General features: G+C 72.6%; 16 protein-coding genes. 7 read left to right on the top strand and 9 right to left on the bottom strand.

Annotated features, from left to right (window positions below):
• Nucleotides 1-34 precede the first annotated feature (34 nt).
• The 7 genes from IFT73_RS03770 to dapA all read right to left on the bottom strand — a co-directional run bounded on the left by IFT73_RS03770 (nt 35) and on the right by dapA (nt 8,857).
• Entirely contained in the window at nt 35-1,513 is a 1,479-nt protein-coding gene (locus IFT73_RS03770; protein ID WP_197983479.1) for an FAD-dependent oxidoreductase, read from the bottom strand.
• The gene (locus tag IFT73_RS03765; RefSeq protein ID WP_192166434.1) at nt 1,510-3,597 is read right to left on the bottom strand and encodes a molybdopterin oxidoreductase family protein; all 2,088 of its coding nucleotides are present in this window, start codon (nt 3,595-3,597) and stop codon (nt 1,510-1,512) included. The genes IFT73_RS03770 and IFT73_RS03765 overlap by 4 nt, the downstream gene beginning before the upstream one ends.
• Before the next feature lie 6 nt (nt 3,598-3,603).
• Nucleotides 3,604-5,157, bottom strand: coding sequence for an MFS transporter (locus tag IFT73_RS03760; RefSeq protein WP_192166433.1), 1,554 nt, complete (start codon nt 5,155-5,157; stop codon nt 3,604-3,606).
• Between the two features lie 175 nt (nt 5,158-5,332).
• The gene (locus tag IFT73_RS03755) at nt 5,333-5,587 is read right to left on the bottom strand and encodes a DUF6457 domain-containing protein (RefSeq protein WP_192166432.1); all 255 of its coding nucleotides are present in this window, start codon (nt 5,585-5,587) and stop codon (nt 5,333-5,335) included.
• Nucleotides 5,580-6,212 (bottom strand): molybdenum cofactor guanylyltransferase, encoded by a 633-nt coding sequence (locus IFT73_RS03750; RefSeq protein ID WP_192166431.1) that lies wholly within the window; start codon nt 6,210-6,212, stop codon nt 5,580-5,582. Before IFT73_RS03750 ends, IFT73_RS03755 begins: the two co-directional genes overlap by 8 nt.
• A gap of 27 nt (nt 6,213-6,239) precedes the next feature.
• The gene (locus IFT73_RS03745; RefSeq protein WP_056607813.1) at nt 6,240-7,919 is read right to left on the bottom strand and encodes a ribonuclease J; all 1,680 of its coding nucleotides are present in this window, start codon (nt 7,917-7,919) and stop codon (nt 6,240-6,242) included.
• A gap of 20 nt (nt 7,920-7,939) precedes the next feature.
• Nucleotides 7,940-8,857, bottom strand: a complete 918-nt coding sequence (gene dapA, locus IFT73_RS03740; protein WP_192166430.1) for a 4-hydroxy-tetrahydrodipicolinate synthase — start codon at nt 8,855-8,857, stop codon at nt 7,940-7,942.
• A 54-nt stretch (nt 8,858-8,911) separates the two neighbouring features.
• On the opposite strand from dapA, the gene IFT73_RS03735 reads away from it, so the two are divergent.
• Together IFT73_RS03735 and IFT73_RS03730 are read left to right on the top strand one after the other, a co-directional pair.
• On the top strand, nt 8,912-9,700 hold the full coding sequence (locus IFT73_RS03735; RefSeq protein WP_192166429.1) for a thioesterase family protein: 789 nt from the start codon (nt 8,912-8,914) through the stop codon (nt 9,698-9,700).
• Nucleotides 9,701-9,979: 279 nt separating this feature from the next.
• Nucleotides 9,980-11,146, top strand: a complete 1,167-nt coding sequence (locus tag IFT73_RS03730) for a mechanosensitive ion channel family protein (protein WP_192166428.1) — start codon at nt 9,980-9,982, stop codon at nt 11,144-11,146.
• Nucleotides 11,147-11,192: 46 nt separating this feature from the next.
• On the opposite strand, the gene IFT73_RS03725 is transcribed toward IFT73_RS03730, so the two are convergent.
• Both IFT73_RS03725 and IFT73_RS03720 read right to left on the bottom strand, forming a co-directional pair.
• Complete coding sequence (locus IFT73_RS03725; RefSeq protein ID WP_192166427.1) at nt 11,193-11,666, bottom strand: dihydrofolate reductase; 474 nt, start codon at nt 11,664-11,666, stop codon at nt 11,193-11,195.
• Nucleotides 11,663-12,457, bottom strand: a complete 795-nt coding sequence (locus IFT73_RS03720) for a thymidylate synthase (protein ID WP_192166426.1) — start codon at nt 12,455-12,457, stop codon at nt 11,663-11,665. The genes IFT73_RS03725 and IFT73_RS03720 overlap by 4 nt, the downstream gene beginning before the upstream one ends.
• 52 nt (nt 12,458-12,509) lie before the next feature.
• Here IFT73_RS03720 and IFT73_RS03715 point away from each other — a divergent pair, with 52 nt between their 5' ends.
• The 5 genes from IFT73_RS03715 to IFT73_RS03695 all read left to right on the top strand — a co-directional run bounded on the left by IFT73_RS03715 (nt 12,510) and on the right by IFT73_RS03695 (nt 15,417).
• Nucleotides 12,510-13,010, top strand: a complete 501-nt coding sequence (locus IFT73_RS03715; RefSeq protein ID WP_056607799.1) for a hypothetical protein — start codon at nt 12,510-12,512, stop codon at nt 13,008-13,010.
• 256 nt (nt 13,011-13,266) lie between these two features.
• Nucleotides 13,267-13,908: an SPFH domain-containing protein gene (locus IFT73_RS03710; protein WP_192166425.1), complete on the top strand. Its 642-nt coding sequence runs from the start codon at nt 13,267-13,269 to the stop codon at nt 13,906-13,908.
• Nucleotides 13,905-14,447, top strand: coding sequence for a GNAT family N-acetyltransferase (locus tag IFT73_RS03705; RefSeq protein ID WP_192166424.1), 543 nt, complete (start codon nt 13,905-13,907; stop codon nt 14,445-14,447). Before IFT73_RS03710 ends, IFT73_RS03705 begins: the two co-directional genes overlap by 4 nt.
• A complete protein-coding gene (locus IFT73_RS03700) occupies nt 14,444-15,115 on the top strand; it encodes an AzlC family ABC transporter permease (protein ID WP_192166423.1) in 672 nt (223 codons plus the stop codon). Before IFT73_RS03705 ends, IFT73_RS03700 begins: the two co-directional genes overlap by 4 nt.
• The gene (locus tag IFT73_RS03695; protein ID WP_192166422.1) at nt 15,112-15,417 is read left to right on the top strand and encodes an AzlD domain-containing protein; all 306 of its coding nucleotides are present in this window, start codon (nt 15,112-15,114) and stop codon (nt 15,415-15,417) included. Before IFT73_RS03700 ends, IFT73_RS03695 begins: the two co-directional genes overlap by 4 nt.
• Nucleotides 15,418-15,420 lie beyond the last annotated feature (3 nt).

The following is a 15,420-nucleotide window of genomic DNA, read 5'->3' as shown; positions in this document are numbered from 1 at the left end:
AGGAACGGCGTGTGTCATGACGGCGATGCGCGTGTTACCTCGTCGGAACGTTTGTCTCACGGACCTCGTCGGACCCGTGTGAGACGGGTGCGGGATCGGTCGTCCGCAACCAGTCGACGATGCCGCAGACGAGCTGCGTGCAGCCGCCGCAGCCCGTCGTCGCGAGCGTCGCGCCCGCCAGCGACGCGAGCGACGTCGCTCCGGCGTCCCAGGCGCGCACGAGGTCGCCCTTCGTGACGCCGTTGCACCGGCACACCGTCGTCGCCGCCGGCATCGTGGTCGGCGAGGAGCTCTCGGCGGCCCCGGACGTCGAGGCACCCATCAGCAGCTGCATCGGGTCGGCCGGCAGCATGCCGGGGCGGTCGAACTGCGTCGACAGGTACGACGCGAGGTCGGGCGAGCCGACGCACGTCACGCCGACGAGGGTGTCGCCGCGCGTCACGAGCTCGACGTGCCGGTGCGCCCGCCGGTCCGACAGCGAGACCACCCGGTCGTCGGGACCGGCCGTCGACGACCGCACGCCCATCGTCACGACGCTCATGCCGACGGCCTTCAGACGCATCGCGGACCCCGCGATCGGAGGAAGGCCGACCTCCTCGCCGCGGGCGATGCTCCGGGCGAGCGCACGGGCCTGGTCCCACCCGGGCGCGACGAGGCCGCTGACGCCGGCAGGCGTCTCGGCGCAGTCGCCGATCGCGAACACGGACGGGTCGCTGGTGCGCAGGCCGTCGTCGACGACGACGCCCACGTTCGTCTCGAGGCCGGCCTCGGCGGCCAGCGCCGTGTCGGGGGCCGATCCGCAGGCCAGCACGACCAGCTCGGCCGGCAGGCCGCGTCCGTCGTCGAGGCGCACGGCGTCGACGCGCCCCTCCCGCACCCCGACCGAGGCGAGGGCCGCGCCCGTCACGACGTCGATGCCGAGCGTCACGGTGTGGTCGGCGACGACCCGGGCGATCTCGGGGTCGAGGTCGCGTCCCAGCACGCCGGCCGACGAGGCGACGAGCGCGACGCCGACGCCGCGGTGGCGCAGGGCGCACGCCGTCTCGAGGCCCAGCGGACCCGCGCCGACGACGACGGCGTGGGACGCGTTGAGCGCGGCGGCGGTGATGTCGCGCGCGTCGTCGAGCCGGCGCACCACGTGCACGCCCCGCGGCAGCCCGTCGCGCAGCCCCGCGACGTCCACGACACGGGCGCGCGCCCCTGTCGCGAGCACCAGCACGTCGTAGTCGAAGTCGCCGTCGGCGGTCACGACGGTGCGTCGCGCCCGGTCGATCCCGAGCGCCCGCACCCCCGCTCGCACCCGCACGCGCCCGCTGTCGGGGGTCGGGAGCGTCAGGCCCGCCAGGTCGATCCGACCGGCCACCAGCTCGGTCAGCATGACGCGGTTGTACGGCTCGTACGACTCGTCGCCCAGCACGTCGACCTCGACGTGCGGCGCGAGACGGCCCAGCTCGTCGGCGAACCGGTTGCCGACCATGCCGGCGCCGACCACGACGACCCGCGTGCCGCTCACGCGCCGGCCCTCGCGACCTGCACGGCGCAGACCTTGAACTCGGGCATGCCGGAGACCGGGTCGGTGGCCGCGTTCGTCACGGCGTTGACCATGCCGTCGCCGGCGAAGTGGAACGGCACGAAGACCGTGTCGGGCCGGATGTCGGCGCTGATGCGGGCCTGCGCGACCATCGTGCCGCGCTTCGAGGTGATCCGGACGTCCTCGACGCCCTCCAGCCCGAGCCGTGACGCCAGCACGGGGTTGATCTCGACGTACGCGCACGGCATCGAGTCGTTGAGCCGCGCGACACGGCGCGTCTGGGCGCCCGACTGGTAGTGCTGCAGCACGCGGCCGGTCACGAGCCACACGGGCGCCTCGGCGCGCAACGGCTCGTCGGGGCCGACGGCCCGCACCGCCACCATCCGCGCGCGGCCCGACGGGGTCGGGAACGCGTCGGCGAACAGTCGTGGGGTGCCGGGGTGCTGCTCGTCGGGACACGGCCAGTAGAGCGCCTCCCCCGCGTCGAGGCGGTCGTACGAGATGCCGGCGTAGTCGGCCCGGCCGCCCGCGCTCGCGCGCCGCAGCTCGTCGTAGACCTCGCGCGGGTCGGTCGACCACGTGCGGGGTGCGTCGAGCCGGGCGGCGAGCTCGGCGAACACCTCGAGCTCGGACCGGACGCCGGGCGGGGGTGCGACGGCCCGGCGACGACGCAGCACACGTCCCTCGAGACCCGTCATCGTGCCCTCCTCCTCGGCCCACTGCGTGACCGGCAGGACGTAGTCGGCCAGCATCGCGGTCTCGGACGGCACGAAGTCGCACACCACGACCAGGTCGAGCGCCTCGACGCGACGACGGACGACGTCCGCGTCGGGCGCGCTGACCAGGAGGTTGCTGCCGTGCACGAACAGCGCCCGGGGGCCGCCGGTCTGCCCCAGGCTCGTCAGCAGCTCGACGGCGGGGACGCCCGGTCCGGGGATCACGTCGGGGTCGACGCCCCACACCGTCGCGACGTGCTCGCGTGCCGCCGGGTCGGCGATCATGCGGTACCCGGGCAGCTGGTCGGCCTTCTGGCCGTGCTCGCGCCCGCCCTGGCCGTTGCCCTGACCCGTGATGGCGCCGTAGCCGCCTCGCTCGGCGCCGACGAGGCCCAGGGCCAGCGCCAGGTTGATGACCGCCGTGACGGTGTCGGTGCCGTCGGCGTGCTGCTCGGAGCCGCGTCCGGTCAGGAGGAAGGCGCCCCGCCCGCCGCGGTGGGGGCTCGCGTGCGCCAGCGTGCGGGCGATGCGACGCAGCTGGGTCTCCGGCACCCCGGTCGTCGCGGCGACGCGCTCGGGCCACCACTCCGCGACGCTGCGCCGGACGTCCTCGACCCCGTCGACCCGGGCGGCGAGGTACGCGTCGTCGGCGAGGCCCTCGGCCAGCACGACGTGCAGCAGGCCGAGCGCCAGCACGAGGTCGGTGCCCGGGACGAGCTGCACGTGCTCGCCGGCGCCGTCGTCGGTCAGCCGCGCCGTGGCGCTGCGGCGCGGGTCGACCACGACGAGCCCTCCCCGCTCCCGCACCGGCCCGAGGTGCTGGACGGCGGGCGGCATGGTGTCGGCGAGGTTGCTGCCGAACAGCACCACGACGTCCGCGTCGGCGACGTCGGTCAGCGGGAACGGCAGGCCGCGGTCGATGCCGAGCGAGCGGTTGGCGGCGGCCGCCGCCGACGACATGCAGAAGCGTCCGTTGTAGTCGATGTGGCGGGTGCGCAGCGCCAGCCGCGCGAACTTGCCGAGCTGGTAGGCCTTCTCGTTGGTCAGCCCGCCGCCGCCGAACACCGCGATCGCGTCGGATCCGTCCTGCTCGCTGATCGCCCGCACGCGGGCCGCGATCTCGTCGAGCGCGACCTCCCAGCTCACCTCCTCGAAGCCGCCGTCGGCGACCCGTCGCAGCGGCGACGTGATGCGGTCGGGCACCCGCAGCACGTCGGCGCTCGTCCACCCCTTCTGGCACATGCCGCCGACGTTGGTCGGGAACGCCCGGGCCGCGACCGACACGGGGTCGCCGGCCGTCACGACCTGGGCGCACTGCAGGGCGCAGTAGGGGCAGTGGGTGTCGGTCATGCGGTGCTAGACCCCCGCCTTCGCCATGACCGAGCGCGGCCGCAGGTAGAACACCCAGGTGACCGCGAGGCACACGACGTAGAAGACCGTGAACACCACGAAGGCGCTCTTGACGGCGTCCACGGGGTCCGAGATCCACGGGGCGCTGAACGTGATCGGGATCAGGAAGCCGCCGAGGGCCCCGATCGCCCCGGCGATGCCGATGACGGCGGAGGCCTCCTTGGTGGTGCGACGCTCGGCCGCCACGCGCTCGGCCGACCCGTCGGGACCGGCCTGCGTCGCGTACGCCTTCCAGATCAGCGGGATCATGCGGTACGTCGAGCCGTTGCCGATGCCCGTCGCCGCGAACACCAGCAGGAACGCGGCCAGGAACCACGGGAAGACGCCGGAGTTGTGGTCGACGGCCGCGCGGACCGCGTCGGAGTACTGGAACGTCGCCGGATCGGGCGCGGGGGCGCCGGCAGGAGCCTTCGGCACCGGGTCGAGCGCCGCGAGCGACACCATGACGAGCACGGTGCCGACGATCATCCCGACGAACGCGAGCAGGGTGACGCGCGCCCCGCCGAGCCGGTCGGCCATCCAGCCGCCCAGCGGACGCATCAGCGAGCCTACGAGTGCCCCGAGGAAGCCGTAGAACGCGAAGTTGATGCCGATGCCGGGGATCGTGGGGACCGGCTGGTTGAAGAAGTTGATCTTGATCAGCAGCGGCATGGCGGCGGAGTAGCCGATGAACGAGCCGAACGTGCCGATGTACAGGAACGACATGACCCAGGTGTGCCGGTAGCGGACGACCGCGAGCTGCTCGCGCGGCCTCGAGTACGCCGCCGACAGGTTGTTCATGAAGAAGTACGCGGTCAGGGCCGCGACGACGGCCAGCGCCGCGTAGAGGTAGCCGACCCGCTCCAGCACGATGCCGCTCTCGCTGGCCTTCACCAGGCCGAACGCGCCTGCTCCGCCCACGATGATCGGCAGGAAGAACTGGATCACCGCGACGCCGAGGTTGCCGCCCGCGGCGTTGAGGCCCAGCGCCGTGCCCTTGAGCCGTGCCGGGAAGAAGAAGTTGATGCTGGCCATCGACGACGCGAAGTTGCCGCCGCCGACGCCGGCGGTCGCCGCGATGCCGACGAAGACCCAGTAGGGCGTCTCGGGCCGCTGCACGAAGTACGCGAACAGCAGCGTCGGCACCACGAGCATCAGGGCGCTGAACACCGCGAAGTTGCGCCCGCCGAACTTCGGGACCGCGAACGTGTAGGGCAGGCGCAGCAGCGAGCCGACGAGGTTCGGCACCGCGATGAGCCAGAACAGCTGCAGCGGCGAGAACGCGAAGCCCACCTTGGCCAGCAGCGCCGCGGCCGCGCTCCACAGCAGCCAGACCGAGAAGCCGAGGTGCTCGCCGAACACCGACCAGACGAGGTTGCGGCGGGCGACCCGGTGGCCCCCGGCCTGCCACTGGGCGGGGTCCTCCGGGTCCCACTCGTCGATCCAGCGACTGGTGCGGCGTCGCGTCGCGGGAGGCGGGGCCGACTGCTGGTCGGGAGGGCTGGTGACGGTGCTGGTCATGGGACGCTCCGGAGGTCGGCGACCCGGCGGCGTGCCGGATCTCGTGCGACCGAACCTAGGGAGCGCGTGTTTCGACCGGACGTGTCACGACGTCAGCGACGCGTAACAGTTCGCGCACGGTCGCGGGGGCGCCACTGTGAGAACCGTCGGGGTGACGACCTGGCGCGCGTCTGGATCAGGGATCGGGCGCGTCCCACGCCTCGATCGCGACGCGGACGTGCTCGAGCACCTCGGCGACCCGGGCCGGGTCTCCCCCGGCGCGGCCGATCGCGACGCCGACGAGGTAGGTCGTCAGGGGTGCGGCGGGCCGCACGACGCCGTGGGCCGCGTCGGACGCCAGGTCGAGGACGGCGTCGACGTCGAGCACCTGCTCGACACCGAGGTCGGCCGCGAGGCCCGCGGCCCAAGCGGCGAGGGCGGACTCATCCATCGTGGTCTCCTTCGTCGTGGTCGCCCCGACCCGCCCGGCGGACGAGTCGGTGCAGGTCGTCGGGGGTGTCGACGTCGTCGGCGACCTCGGCCAGGTCGATCTCGGCCAGGTCGAGACCGCTCGTCACGCGGGTCGCCGACAGGTGCGCGAGCGGCGCGTGCGCATCGAGCGCGGCGCGCAACGGTGCGACGCGGTGGGCCGCCAGCAGGGGCTGGCGGCGTCCGTCGACCCCCGACGCCACGACGCCGTCGCGTCCGGGGTGGGCCGCGAGCCCCGCCAGCAGCGCGTCGACGACGTCGCCGATGCGCGGGACGTCGGCCGCGACCACGACCACGTGGTCGGCGGCGTCGGCGTGGCGCCGCAGGGCCGTGAGGCCCGCCCCCATCGCGGCGGCCGGGCCCGAGAACGGCGGCTCCTCCTGCACACGGTCGACGCCGGCCGGCAGCCCCGCGGTGCCGTCGGGCGCCACCACGACGACGCGGCGGGCGTCGGCCACCGCCGCCAGCGCGTGCGTCAGCAGCGTCGCCCCGTCGACCACGACCTGCAGCTTGTCGACGTCGCCCATGCGGGCCGAGCGGCCCCCCGCGAGCACGATCGCGTCGTACGCGCGGGGGACGGTGTCCATGAGGGGCCTGACCGGCGGACCGGTGACCTACGCCTCGACGACGACGGGCAGGATCATCGGGCGGCGACGCAGGCGACGTCCGACGAACGAGCCCAGCACGCGGCGGATGACCTGCTGCAGCTGGCGGTTGTCGCGCGTGCCGTCCGACAGCGCCTCCTCGAGGGCCGCGACGATCTTCGGCACGATCTCGTCGAACGCCGAGTCGTCCTCGGCGATGCCACGGGCGTGGATCTCGGGGCCGGTCAGGATCTTGCCGGTGGCCGAGTCGATCACGACGACGACCGAGACGAAGCCCTCCTCGGCCAGCACGCGACGGTCCTTGAGCTCGGAGTCGGTCAGGTCGCCGACCGACGAGCCGTCGACGTACACGTAGCCGACGTCGACCGCGCCCGTGATGGACGCGTGGCCGTCGACCAGGTCGATGACGTAGCCGTCCTCGGCCAGCAGGACGTTGGGGACGCCCGTCTTGGTCGCGAGCTTGGCGTTGGCGTGCAGGTGGCGGATCTCGCCGTGCACCGGCAGCACGTTCGTGGGCTGCACGATGTTGTAGCAGTAGAGCAGCTCGCCGGCGGAGGCGTGGCCTGACACGTGCACCAGCGCGTTGCCCTTGTGGACGACGTTGGCGCCGAGCTTGGTGAGGCCGTCGATGACGCGGTAGATCGCGTTCTCGTTGCCGGGGATCAGCGACGACGCCATCAGCACGGTGTCGCCGGGCTCGAGGCTGACCTGCTGGTGGCTGTTGTTGGCCATGCGCGACAGCGCCGCCATCGGCTCGCCCTGCGAGCCGGTCGACATCAGCACCATCTTGTTCGGCGGGGCCGCGTCGATCTTGTCGACCACGACGCCGTCGGGGACGTGCAGGTAGCCGAGCTCGCGGGCGATCTGCATGTTGCGGACCATCGAGCGTCCGACGTACGCGACCTTGCGACCGTGCTTGGCGGCGGCGTCGATGACCTGCTGGACGCGGTGGATGTGCGAGGCGAACGACGCGACGATGATGCGGCCCGTGCTGTTCTGGAAGACCGCGTCGATCGCCGGCGTGATGTTGCGCTCGGACGTCGTGAAGCCCGGCACCTCGGCGTTGGTCGAGTCGGTCAGGAAGAGGTCGACCCCCTCCTCGCCGAGGCGGGCGAACGCCCGCAGGTCGGTGATGCGGCCGTCGAGCGGCAGCTGGTCCATCTTGAAGTCGCCGGTGTGCAGCGCGACGCCGGCGGGGGTCTTGATCGCGACTGCCAGGGCGTCGGGGATCGAGTGGTTGACCGCGACGAACTCGAGCTCGAACGGCCCGAGGTCCATGATGTCGCCCTCGGAGACCTCGTACTTGGGGGCGTCCTTGAGCTTGTGCTCCTTGAGCTTGGGGTCGAGGAACGCCAGCGTCAGCTTGGAGCCGATGACGGGGATGTTGCCGCGCTCGCGCAGCAGGTACGGCACGCCACCGATGTGGTCCTCGTGACCATGCGTCAGCACGATGCCGACGACGTCCTTGAGCCGGTCACGGATGGGTCCGAAGTCGGGCAGGATCAGGTCGACGCCGGGCTGGGTCTCCTCCGGGAAGAGGACGCCGCAGTCGACGATGACGATCTTGCCGCCGTACTCGAACGACGTCATGTTGCGGCCGATCTCGCCGAGTCCTCCCAGGGGGATGACGCGGAGACCGCCTTCGGGCAGTGCGGGCGGAGCATTGAGCTCCAGGTGCATGTGGCTCATCGGGATGTTCAGCTTTCGAGTCAGTGGTGCTGGAGGAGGCCGGCAGCGACGAGACCGTCGCGAACGATCGCGACCTCTTCCTCGGTCGCGGCCAGCAGGGGGGCACGCATCGTGCGGTGGTCGAGCACGCCGAGCAGCTGCAGGGCAGCCTTGGCCGTGATCGCACCTTGCGTGTGGTTCATCAACGCCCGGACGGCGGGCTGAAGTCTGATGTTGATCGCGCGAGCGGCCGGCAGGTCGCCGGCGTCGACCGCGGCGACCATGTCGGCGTATTGGCGGCTGGCGGCGTGGCTGACGACGCTGACGATGCCGGCGGCACCGAGGGCGAGCCAGGCGAGATTGGCCGGGTCGTCGCCGGAGTAGATGGCGATGCCGGTCTCGTTCATGAGCCACACGCCGCGGTCGAGATCGCCCGTGGCGTCCTTCATCGCGACGATCAGGGGGTCGTCGGCCATCGCGAGGTAGGTCTCGTCGGCGATCGTGATGCTGCTGCGGCCCGGGATGTCGTAGAGCATCACGGGAGTGTCGTCGCCGGCCCGCGCGACGTCGGTGAAGTGCGCGAGCAGACCCGCCTGCGGGGGCTTGCTGTAGTACGGCGTGACGATCAGCAGGCCGTGGGCGCCGAGCTTCTTGGCCTGCTGGGCCAGCTCGACGGAGTGACGCGTGTCGTTGGTGCCGACCCCGCCGATGACGGTGGCGCGGTCGCCGACGGCCTCGAGCACGGCCGCCAGCAGACGTCCGTCCTCGGCCACCGTCGTGGTGGGCGACTCGCCCGTCGTGCCGCTGACGACGAGACCGTCGTTGCCCTGGTCGACCAGGTAGGAGGCCACCTTCTGGGCCGCGTCCAGGTCGAGCTCGCCCTCGCGGGTGAACGGCGTGACCATGGCCGTCAGCACGCGCCCGAAGGGCGCGGCGTCGGAAGCGAGGGGCGACGTCATACCCACGAGGCTACCGCTTGGCGACCTGTCCCCCGCTACCGGCAGGATGGCGGCATGGCCCCAGACATCTACGACGTCGACACGACGTCGGTCCCGCGCGGCGACGGCGTGCGCGACGTCGAGCTGACCGATCGCTGGCACACGCCCCTCGGCACGCCCAACGGCGGCTACATCCTCGCGACGATGCTGCGCGGCCTGCGCGACGAGATGGGCGCCGACGACCCGATGGTCGCGGCCGTCACGTACGTGTCGCCGCCCGTCGCCGGGCCGGCCGAGCTGCGCACCGCCACGGTGCGCATGGGGCGTCGCGTGCAGACCGGCAGCGCCTCGCTGTGGCAGGGCGAGCGGCAGGTCGCCACGATGACCGCGAGCTTCGGGCCGCGCGGCGACGGACCGTCGTCCGAGCTCGGCGCGCCCCCCGCCCTCCCGGCACCCGACCGCTGCGCCGACCCGCTCGACCACGGCATGCCGGCCGACGGCCTGTTCGGCCGCGTCGACTACCGGCTCGCGTCGATGCCCGGCTGGGCGGCCGGCGCACCCAGCGGCGACCCGACGATCGACCTGTGGCAGCGCCTGCAGGGCGGCCGCGAGATCGACTTCCCGGCGCTCGCGCTGCTGTGCGACTCGTTCGCTCCCCCCGTGCTCGAGCTCGGCGAGGGGCACCAGCAGTCCATGACCGTGCAGCTCACGGTGCACCTGCACCGCCTGCCGCGCCCGGGGTGGATCGCGACGAGGCTGTCGACGCGTCACGTCGTCAACGGCTTCCACGAGGAGGACTGCGAGCTGTGGGACGAGGACGGCCACCTCGTCGCGCAGAGCCGACAGCTCGGCATCCTGCTGTAGGGCGCCCGCCCGGTCGCCACCACCCCGGTCGCCAGGGAGGCCGCCTGCGGCCTGGGGGTCCCCCCACGAGCTCTGCGAGTAGGGGGCCCGTGAGCGAAGCGAGGCGACATACGCGAGCCCGATCGGGTGGTTCGCCTCGGGCTCCGCCCTCACGGGCCCCCACTCGCTGCGCTCGCGGGAGGTACCCCCAGCTCCGCTCCCTGGCGAACGAGGGGGGCGGTGACTCGACTCACGTCCTCAGAGGTTTGTCCGACGGGCCCCGGTTGCCAGAGTGGACGGATGACCGATTCCTGGACCGACTTCCTGCTGACCCTGGGCGGCGCGGTCGCCGTCGCGGCGGTGCTGCTGGGCGTGCTGGCGCTGCTGATCCGGCTGGCGGCGCGACGGTCGTCGTCGGCCGCGGCGCTGCACCACTCCGCCCGCCTGCACGTGCGGGCGCTGCTGCTCGTCGTCGCGGTGTGGGTGTCGATCAGGTCGACGCTGCCCGGCGGGCCGACCAACGAGGCGTGGGAGCCGCTGAACCTGGTGTGCCGCATCGCGACGATCGTCGCGGTCGCATGGCTCGTGGCCTCGATCGCATTGTTCGTCGAGGACCTCAGCCTGCGGCGCTACCGCATCGACGTCGCCGACAACCGCAACGCCCGCCGCGCCCGCACCCAGGTGCTGGTCATCCGCCGGCTGACCCTGATGGTCGTGGTCGTGCTGGCCATCGGGGCGATCCTGCTGAGCTTCCCGGGGGCCGGGGCGATCGGCGCGAGCGTGCTGGCCTCGGCCGGCGTCATCAGCATCGTGGCGGCCCTCGCGGCGCAGTCGACGCTCGGCAACGTCATCGCCGGCATCCAGATCGCGTTCAGCGACTCGATCCGGTACGACGACGCCGTGATCGTCGAGGGCGAGTGGGGCTGGGTCGAGGAGATCACGCTGAGCTACGTGGTGGTGCGGCTGTGGGACGACCGCCGCATGGTGCTGCCGTCGACGTACTTCACGACGACCCCGTTCCAGAACTGGACGCGCAACCACTCCGAGCTGCTGGGCGCGGTCGAGTTCGACCTCGACTGGCGGGTCAGTCCCGACGGGATGCGCGCCGAGCTCGACCGCATCCTGCCGCTCACCGACCTGTGGGACGGACGCGTCAAGGTGCTGCAGGTGACCGACGCGGTCGGCGGGTTCGTCCACGTCCGCATCCTCGTGACGGCCCGCGACGCCCCCACGCTGTTCGACCTGCGCTGCCACGTGCGCGAGCGGATGATCGACTGGCTGCAGTCGTCGAACGAGGGCGGCCTCCCCCGCCACCGCGTCGAGACCGTCGAGCGGGTCCCGCCCCGCCGCGGCAGCACGGTCGAGCCGAGCGGTCTCTACTCGGGCGACGACGACGCCGACGAGCGCGCCGCGCGTCTGACGACCCAGACCCCTGTCAGCGACGCCCCGACCGAGCGCACGGGCTGAGCGGGCTGGTGTCGGGACTCGCAGGTGCAGCGTCGCACGACACCGCTCAGGCGCGGTCGTGGGTGACGATGTCGAATCCGTCGTGGGCCTCGCGGGACGTCTCGGGCCAGCGCGACCAGTCGACGTCCGGGAACCAGGCGTCACCGTCCGGCGACTGGTGCACCCGGGTGACGACCATCCGGTCGACCGCGCCGGCCGCGAGCGCCCCGGCGTAGACCTGGGCCCCGCCGATCAGGAACACCTCGTCGTCCAGCGTCGCCGCCGTGGCGAGCGCGGACTCCAGGTCGTGCGCCACCTCGACGCCGTCGGCCGACCACCCGGCGTCGCGGGTCAGGACGATCGAGGTGCGCCCCGGCAGCGGACGTCCGATCGACTCGAACGTCGCCCGCCCCATGACCATCGGGTGGCCCATCGTCAGCGCCTTGAAGTGCGACAGGTCGCCCGTCGGCGGCCACGGCAGCGCGCCGTCGCGGCCGATGACGCCGTTGTCGCCGATCGCGACGACGATCGTGACGCTCATACCGCGATGGGGGCCTTGATCGCCGGGTGCGGGTCGTAGCCGGTGACCTTGATCGAGTCGAGCGTGAAGTCGTCGATCGACGTGATCGCCGGGTCGAGCCACAGCTCGGGCAGGGCGCGCGGCTCGCGGGTCAGCTGCTCGCGCGCCTGGTCGAGGTGGTTGACGTAGAGGTGGGCGTCGCCGAGCGTGTGGACGAAGTCGCCGACCTCGAGCCCCGTGACCTGCGCGACCATGTGCGTCAGCAGCGCGTAGGAGGCGATGTTGAACGGCACGCCGAGGAAGACGTCGGCCGACCGCTGGTACATCTGGCACGACAGCTTGCCGTCGGCGACGTAGAACTGGAAGAACGCGTGGCACGGCATGAGCGCCATCGCGTCAAGGTCGGCGACGTTCCACGCGCTGACGACGTGGCGCCGCGAGTCGGGATTGGCCCTGATGTCGTCGATGACCCGGGCCAGCTGGTCGACGTGCTCGCCGTCGGGCGTCGGCCACGTGCGCCACTGGTAGCCGTAGACGGGCCCGAGGTTGCCGTTGCCGTCGGCCCACTCGTCCCAGATCGTGACGCCGTGCTCGCGCAGGTAGGCCGTGTTGGTGTCGCCCTTGATGAACCACAGCAGCTCGGCGACGACCGACCGGACGTGCACCTTCTTGGTCGTCACGAGCGGAAAGCCCTGTGACAGGTCGAACCGCATCTGGTGGCCGAAGACGCTGCGCGTGCCGGTGCCGGTGCGATCGCCCTTGGCGACCCCTTCGTCGAGGATGCGCTGGACGAGATCGAGGTAGGCCCGCATGTCGTCACCCTATCAATCCGGGAGCGTGCCGACGGTATGCCAAACTCGGTCCATGCCGAGTGTTGAGTACGACGCGACCCCGCGGGAGGTCCGCAGCTTCGCCCTCCTCCAGATCGTCCTCACCGGCGTGTTCCTGGTGCTCCTGTTCTTCATGCTCGGTGCGACCGACCAGCCGTTCCCGCCGATCTGGCTGACCGTCGTCCTGCTCGCCCTCGTCGCCGCCGGCGCCTTCCTCGCCGAGCGGGTGTGGCTCAGCGCCTCGCCGCTGCCCGCTGCCGGCGATCCCGCCGACACGCAGCGCGAGGCCGTCGGCATCTTCGCGGCCCAGACGGTCCGCAAGCTGATCTACGCCGAGACGCCCCTGCTGGTCGCGGTCGTCGTCTCGTTCGTGACCGACCACGGCGGCTGGCCGATCGTCGTCGCGGGCTTCCCGGGCATGCTCGTCCTGACGTGGGAGGTGTGGCCGAGCCCGCGCAACACGTCGCTGTCCGCGGCGATGCTCGACTCGCAGGGCGCCGAGTCGCGCCTGGTCGAGAGCTTCCTCGAGGTCTGACCGGGCCGGACGTCGACCGTCCGCCGTGACAGACTGATGCCCTCGGGGATCAGTGGGCCCACGGCGATAGCCGGACCGTCCACGCGTCGTACCCCCGAGGAACCATCTGTGGAATGGAACATGCAACCGGTCGTGGGTCGGTCGGCCCCTCGGGGCAGCGTGTGCCGGGCTCTGCGGGACTTCGGGTCCCCCGCCCGCCGGACGTGACCGACCTGCGGCCGGACCCGATCGAGGAGAGTCCCCCATGGTCACGGTCATGACGCACGAACGAGTCGTCCACCACCGGCACGGCGCGCTCGTCGACGTCCTCGAGCCGGGCCGGCACCGGTTCTGGACGACGGGCCACACGTTCACACGGGTCGACACGCGGGTGCAGGTCTTCGAGGTGCGCCCCCAGGAGATCCCCACCGCCGACGGCATCAGCGTCAAGGTCGGCGCGAGCGCGCTCGTCGCGGTCGTCGACCCGGTCGCGCACGTCGAGCACGCCGTCGACCCCCACGCGGTCGTCTACGACGCGGTGAAGGCATGGCTGCGCGACACGGTGCGCCAGCACACGCTCGAGCAGGTGCTGGCCGGCATCGTCGTCGAGGCCGTGCCGCCGGCGGTCGCGGCCGCCGCGACCGCCACCGGCTACGCCGTCACCGACTTCGCGGTGCGCGACGTGATCGTGCCGGCCGAGATCCGGCGGGCCGCCGAGGAGCTCGTCACGGCGCGCCAGCAGGCGCAGATCAGTCTCGAACGCGCCCGCGGCGAGGTCGCCGTCACCCGCGCCCTCGCCAACGGCGCGAAGGTGCTCGAGGACCACCCGCTCCTCGCCTCGATCCGCCTGGTCGAGACGGCCGCGAGCCACGGCGGAACCGTCGTCATCGAGCGTCCGGCCGATCGGCCGACGTCGTGAGCGGCCCCACCGCCGACGTCAGCGCCCGCCTGGCGTGGCCCGACGACGCCGCCGCGATCGTGCGCGTGCAGCTCGCGTCCTGGCGCACGAGCTATGCGCACCTGATCCCCGCGGCCGAGCTCGACGCGCTCGACCCGGCCGCGCTGACCGAGCGATGGGTCTCGACCATCACGACGCCGCAGGACGCCCGCCTGCGCGTGCTGGTGGCGCTCGAGCGCGCGGACGTCCGAGGGTTCGCGCTGGTGCACCCCTCGTTCGACCCCGACAGCGACCGCGTGGCCGACGGCGAGGTCGGCGAGTTCGTCGTCGACGCCGGGCACCAGCGGGCCGGGCACGGCTCACGCCTGCTGCAGGCCGCGATGGACACGCTGGCTGCCGACCGGTTCACCCGCGCGGTGTGGTGGGTCAATGCCGCCGACGACGCGCTGCGGGCCTTCGTGACCGAGTCGGGATGGGCGGCCGACGGTGCCCACCGCGAGCTCGGCTCCGCGACCGGGGCGACGATCAAGCAGGTGCGGCTGCACACCAGCCTGGCATGACGACCGATCGCAGCATCGTCGTCGACTCCCTCGGCGTCGGCCTCGCGACGGGTGCGTACGGCGTCTCGTTCGGGGCGATCTCGACGGCGTCGGGGCTGTCGGTGCTGCAGACGTGCCTGATCTCGCTGCTGGTGTTCACGGGGGCGTCGCAGTTCGCGTTCGTCGGCATCGTGGCGTCGGGCGGCAACCCGCTGACGGGCGCGCTGACCGCGGTGCTGCTGGGCAGCCGCAACTTGTTCTACGGCGTCAGCATGGCCCCGCGGCTCGACCTCGACCCGCGTGCACGACTCGCCTCGGCGCACTTCGTGATCGACGAGTCGACCGCGATGGGCGTGACGCGCGAGACCCGGCGGCAGGCGCGGCTGGGCTTCTACTGGACCGGCATCTCGATCTTCGTGCTCTGGAACGCCACGACGTTCGCGGGTGCCCTCGCCGGCGACGCGATCGGCGACCCCCGCACGTACGGGCTCGACGCGGCGGTGGGGGCCGCGTTCCTCGGGCTGCTGTGGCCCCGCCTGTCGTCGTGGACCGGACGCCTCGTGGCGTTCGTGGGTGCCGCGGTCGCGCTCGGGCTCGTGCCCGTCACGAGCGCGGGGCTGCCGATCGTCCTCGGGGGTGGCGTCGCGGTGCTGCTCGGGCTGCTGTGGCGGCCGAGGGCGACCGCGTGACGACCGTCTGGGCGGGCATCGCGATCATGGTGGTCGGGTGCTTCGCGCTGAAGTACGCCGGGCTGTCGGTGCCGCCGACCGTGCTGCAGCACCCGCTGACCGTCCGGGCCGTCGAGCTGATCCCCGCCGGGCTGCTCGGGGCGCTGATCGCGGTGCAGGTGCTCGCCGACGGGGCGTCGGTGCAGGTCGACGCGCGCCTGCTGGCCCTGGGCGTCGCGGCCCTGCTGCTGGCCCTGCGGGTGCCGTTCCTGCCGATGGTCGTCGCGGCGGCGCTGGTCGCCGCGCTCGTCCGCCAGCTCTGACCG

It is taken from the genome of Aeromicrobium sp. CFBP 8757 (assembly GCF_014841755.1).
In the GTDB taxonomy this organism is placed as follows: domain Bacteria; phylum Actinomycetota; class Actinomycetes; order Propionibacteriales; family Nocardioidaceae; genus Aeromicrobium.
This window is presented reverse-complemented; position numbering and strand designations above follow the sequence as displayed.

What these genes read in the sequence shown, in the direction of transcription:
- IFT73_RS03720 (WP_192166426.1), bottom strand. Translation starts at nt 12,457, where the DNA reads ATGCGGGCCTACCTCGATCTCGTCCAGCGCATCCTCGACGAAGGGGTC.
- IFT73_RS03755 (WP_192166432.1), bottom strand. Translation starts at nt 5,587, where the DNA reads ATGGATGAGTCCGCCCTCGCCGCTTGGGCCGCGGGCCTCGCGGCCGAC.
- IFT73_RS03710 (WP_192166425.1), top strand. Translation starts at nt 13,267, where the DNA reads ATGACGCACGAACGAGTCGTCCACCACCGGCACGGCGCGCTCGTCGAC.
- IFT73_RS03745 (WP_056607813.1), bottom strand. Translation starts at nt 7,919, where the DNA reads ATGAGCCACATGCACCTGGAGCTCAATGCTCCGCCCGCACTGCCCGAA.
- IFT73_RS03715 (WP_056607799.1), top strand. Translation starts at nt 12,510, where the DNA reads ATGCCGAGTGTTGAGTACGACGCGACCCCGCGGGAGGTCCGCAGCTTC.
- IFT73_RS03765 (WP_192166434.1), bottom strand. Translation starts at nt 3,597, where the DNA reads ATGACCGACACCCACTGCCCCTACTGCGCCCTGCAGTGCGCCCAGGTC.
- IFT73_RS03700 (WP_192166423.1), top strand. Translation starts at nt 14,444, where the DNA reads ATGACGACCGATCGCAGCATCGTCGTCGACTCCCTCGGCGTCGGCCTC.
- IFT73_RS03730 (WP_192166428.1), top strand. Translation starts at nt 9,980, where the DNA reads ATGACCGATTCCTGGACCGACTTCCTGCTGACCCTGGGCGGCGCGGTC.
- dapA (WP_192166430.1), bottom strand. Translation starts at nt 8,857, where the DNA reads ATGACGTCGCCCCTCGCTTCCGACGCCGCGCCCTTCGGGCGCGTGCTG.
- IFT73_RS03725 (WP_192166427.1), bottom strand. Translation starts at nt 11,666, where the DNA reads ATGAGCGTCACGATCGTCGTCGCGATCGGCGACAACGGCGTCATCGGC.
- IFT73_RS03735 (WP_192166429.1), top strand. Translation starts at nt 8,912, where the DNA reads ATGGCCCCAGACATCTACGACGTCGACACGACGTCGGTCCCGCGCGGC.
- IFT73_RS03760 (WP_192166433.1), bottom strand. Translation starts at nt 5,157, where the DNA reads ATGACCAGCACCGTCACCAGCCCTCCCGACCAGCAGTCGGCCCCGCCT.
- IFT73_RS03750 (WP_192166431.1), bottom strand. Translation starts at nt 6,212, where the DNA reads ATGGACACCGTCCCCCGCGCGTACGACGCGATCGTGCTCGCGGGGGGC.